The sequence below is a fragment of the Bradyrhizobium sp. 62 genome, assembly GCF_023073035.1.
Classification (GTDB): Bacteria; Pseudomonadota; Alphaproteobacteria; order Rhizobiales; family Xanthobacteraceae; genus Bradyrhizobium.
Genome location: NZ_JADPIT010000015.1, coordinates 148,622 through 152,074 on the forward strand (window position 1 = coordinate 148,622; position 3,453 = coordinate 152,074).

The 3,453-nt window shown below is 65.7% G+C and carries 2 protein-coding genes; one reads left to right on the forward strand and one right to left on the reverse strand.

Going from position 1 to position 3,453, the window contains the following annotated elements:
• Positions 1–2: 2 nt before the first annotated feature.
• The gene (locus IVB47_RS11015; protein ID WP_247433958.1) at positions 3–1,493 is read right to left on the reverse strand and encodes an MFS transporter; all 1,491 of its coding nucleotides are present in this window, start codon (positions 1,491–1,493) and stop codon (positions 3–5) included.
• Positions 1,494–1,892: 399 nt separating this feature from the next.
• On the opposite strand from IVB47_RS11015, the gene guaB reads away from it, so the two are divergent.
• Positions 1,893–3,383 (forward strand): IMP dehydrogenase, encoded by a 1,491-nt coding sequence (gene guaB / locus IVB47_RS11020; protein WP_007609139.1) that lies wholly within the window; start codon positions 1,893–1,895, stop codon positions 3,381–3,383.
• Positions 3,384–3,453: the final 70 nt, after the last annotated feature.

Consider the following 3,453-nt stretch of genomic DNA (forward strand, 5'->3'; position numbering starts at 1 on the left):
GGCTACCCCAGCCGCTGATCCCGCACGTCCTGCGTATCCTCGGTCGCCGCCTTGACGGCCGCCTTGGCCGCGCCCTTGCCGGCACCCTTACGGCTCGCGATCTCCACGGCCTTGCGGCCGGAGACTTCGTGGCCGGCATCGGCGGGCATCTGCCAGAAGAACCAGCTCGACGCCGCCGAGGTCAGCGCGATGACGACGAAGGCGGGCGCGAACACGGTGGCATTGAGCTCGCTGACATGGCTGAGCCACATCGTCGTCTCCACCGACGCGGCGCCGACGGCGACGCCGGCCGAGACCGCGAGCTGCTGGTTGACACTGACGAGCGTGGTGGCGCGGCTCATCTGCGCGTGCTCGACCTCGGCATAGGCAACCGTGTTGATCGCGGTGAACTCGAGCGAACGGAAGAAGCCGCCAACCACGAGGATGATCATGATGATCAGCAGCGGCGTCGTCACCGTGAAGAGGGCACAGGCGGCGAGGAAAACTGCGCTGATGATCGCGTTCACCGTCATCAGGTTGCGGAAGCCGAAGGCGCGGATGATGCGTGCGGCCAGCGCTTTCATGCCCATGGCGCCGAGCGAGGAGCCAAACGTGACGAGGCCGGACTTGAACGGCGAGAGGCCGAAGCCGATCTGCATCAGCAGCGGCAACAGGAACGGTAGCGCGCCGATGCCGAGCCGGAACATGAAGCCGCCGAGAATGGCCGCGCGCAGTGTCGGCAGCCTCAGCAGCGTGAAGTCGAGCACCGGCGATCCGGTTCGCCGCGCGTGAATGACATACAGCGTCATCGAGATCGATCCGCCGACGACCAGGGCGGCAACCGTGCTCCATGGCAGCAGATTGAGTCCGGCGACCGACAGCCCGAAGGCGATGCCGGCGAGCCCGAGGCCCGCGAGCACCATGCCGTAGAGGTCGAACGGCTCTCGTTCCTCGCTTTTGATAGGATCGATGAAGCGCAAGGCCATGAAGATGCCGAGTAGCCCGATCGGGATGTTGATCAGGAAGATCCAGTGCCACGACGCATAGGTGGTGATGAAGCCGCCGAGCGGTGGCCCGATCACGGGACCGATCAGGGCAGGAACCGTCACCCACGCCATGGCATTGACCAGCGCGCTCTTGTCGACCGACCGCAACAGCACGAGGCGCCCGACCGGCGTCATCATCGCCCCGCCCATGCCTTGCAGGATGCGCGCGAATACGAAATCGGTGACCGATGTCGAGAGCGCGCAGCCGACCGAGCCGACCATGAACACGCCGACGGCAATCGCAAACACCATGCGCGCGCCGAACCGGTCGGCGGTCCAGCCGCTCGCCGGGATGAACACCGCAAGCGACAGCAGATAGGAGGTGATCGCGAGCTTGAGCGTCAATGGGCTCGTGCCGATGTCGGCCGCGATCGCGGGCAGCGACGTGGCGATCACCGTCGAGTCCATGTTCTCCATGAAGAGAGCAGTGGCCACGATCAGCGGAATGATGCGTTGCTTGTCGACCATGACGGATTGGTAATGGAAATTGGAAAAGGGCGAGAATTGCGGCTTATCACCGCCACTGGGCCGCGACCATTGCGGATCGACGCATGGCACCTAAATCCTGCGCGACCCCAGGGTGGGGTGCGTCCTGCGTCGGAGAACGTGATGATCTGCCGGCACAGGAGGGGCGTGGACGCCGTCCGCCGGCACGAGCTGCCGCCGGTTATCCCGGCTCAATCTGCCCAAAAAAGCCTGTGCATGGCTGGCCGGCGGTCCGAATTGCTTTGATTCGTCGCCCGCCCGTGCTATCGACCCGCGTCAACCCCACCGATGGGCTCCGATTCTCCGGCGTTGCCGCAAGGTACGTCGAGGGCGGCGCTCATCCATACTTATTTGCGGCAGGGCCGCGGAAGGAGTTGGCACATGGCCACGGTGCAACAAGGCATTCGCGAAGCCCTCACATTCGACGACGTGTTGCTGAAGCCGGGCCTGTCGGACGTCATGCCAGGTGAGGTCGACATCCGCTCCCGCGTCACCCGCGCCATTCCGCTCAACATCCCGATCATGGCCTCCGCCATGGACACGGTCACCGAAGCCCGCATGGCGATCGCCATGGCGCAGGCCGGCGGCATCGGCGTCATCCACCGCAATTTCGATCCCGAAGGGCAGGCCGCCCAGGTGCGGCAGGTCAAGCGCTACGAGTCGGGCATGGTGGTGAATCCGCTCACCATCAGCCCCGATGCCACGCTGGACGACGCGCTCAAGCTGATGAGCGATCACGGCATCTCCGGCATTCCCGTCGTCACCGGTGCGGGCAAGTCCACGCCAGGCAAGCTGGTCGGCATCCTCACCAACCGCGATGTCCGCTTCGCCACCGACCGCCAGCAAAAAATCTCCGAACTGATGACGCATGAAGGTCTCGTCACGGTGCGCGAGAATGTCAGCCAGGACGAGGCGCGGCGGATGCTGCACCAGCACCGCATCGAGAAGCTGCTCGTGGTCGACGAGCAATATCGCTGCGTCGGCCTGGTCACCGTAAAGGACATGGAGAAGGCGGTCGCCCATCCGCTGGCCTGCAAGGACGCGCAGGGCCGCCTCCGGGTCGCTGCCGCCACCACGGTCGGTGACAGCGGCTTCGAGCGCACCGAGCGGCTGATCGACGCCGGCGTCGATCTCGTCGTGGTCGACACCGCGCACGGCCATTCCCGTCACGTGCTCCATGCGGTCAACCGCATCAAGCGTCTCTCCAACTCGGTGCAGGTCGTTGCCGGCAACGTCGCGACCTCAGAGGGTGCGCAGGCGCTGATCGATGCAGGCGCGGACTGCATCAAGGTCGGTATCGGCCCGGGCTCGATCTGCACCACGCGGATCGTTGCAGGCGTCGGCGTTCCCCAGCTCACCGCGATCATGGATGCGGTGGAAGCGGCGAAGAAGTCCGACATCCCCGTCATCGCCGACGGCGGTATCAAGTTCTCCGGCGACCTTGCCAAAGCGCTCGCTGCCGGTGCCGACATCGCGATGGTCGGCTCACTGCTCGCCGGCACCGACGAGACGCCCGGCGAAGTGTTCTTGTGGCAGGGCCGCTCCTACAAGGCCTATCGCGGCATGGGCTCGGTGGGCGCGATGGCGCGCGGCTCGGCCGACCGCTACTTCCAGCAGGACATCAAGGACACGCTCAAGCTCGTGCCCGAAGGCATCGAGGGCCAGGTGCCTTACAAGGGCCCGGTCGGCAACGTCATGCACCAGCTCGCCGGCGGCCTGCGCGCCGCGATGGGATATGTTGGTGCAAAGGACATGAAGGACCTGCACGACAAGGCCCAGTTCGTCCGCATCACCGGCGCGGGCCTGCGCGAAAGCCACGTCCACGACGTCACCATCACGCGCGAGGCGCCGAACTATCCGGGCGGGGGCTAGTCTCCGGCTGCGCGTTGGAATTCGCGCGCTTGCCCAAATGACGGTGTCATGCCCCGCGAAGGCGGGGCAT

What these genes read in the sequence shown, in the direction of transcription:
- IVB47_RS11015 (WP_247433958.1), bottom strand. Translation starts at nt 1,493, where the DNA reads ATGGTCGACAAGCAACGCATCATTCCGCTGATCGTGGCCACTGCTCTC.
- guaB (WP_007609139.1), top strand. Translation starts at nt 1,893, where the DNA reads ATGGCCACGGTGCAACAAGGCATTCGCGAAGCCCTCACATTCGACGAC.